The organism is Psychrobacter sp. CAL346-MNA-CIBAN-0220 (assembly GCF_040309805.1).
Lineage (GTDB): Bacteria > Pseudomonadota > Gammaproteobacteria > Pseudomonadales > Moraxellaceae > Psychrobacter.
Window position 1 is genome coordinate 1 of the sequence record NZ_JBEOPF010000147.1, and the last position, 280, is coordinate 280.

Consider the following 280-nt stretch of genomic DNA (forward strand, 5'->3'; position numbering starts at 1 on the left):
TACATAGTGTGCTGTTTCCAAAGCAGCGCAAAATTCTCACTCTTTTTGGTGAGGATTTGCTGCTAGCGATGAAGCGACGTGGATTGACAAAAAAAACGCTCTGCGAGCGAACCGGGTTTGACCATAAAACCGTGAACAAAGTGTTTGATGGTGATCCGGGCGTGGCTATAGGAACCTATTTGAAAATTATGGCTGTGCTGGGCATGGAAAACAATTTTTCTGAACTGGCTGCGCATGACGAATTAGGCATTAAGCTGCAAAACATTAAACTACTGGAAGG

At 44.3% G+C, this 280-nt stretch carries 1 protein-coding gene; it reads left to right on the forward strand.

The genetic code is table 11. The features are described from left to right. Nucleotides 1-280 (forward strand): helix-turn-helix domain-containing protein (locus AAEY88_RS13075; RefSeq protein WP_350563074.1); only part of this gene is annotated, 280 nt, incomplete at both ends.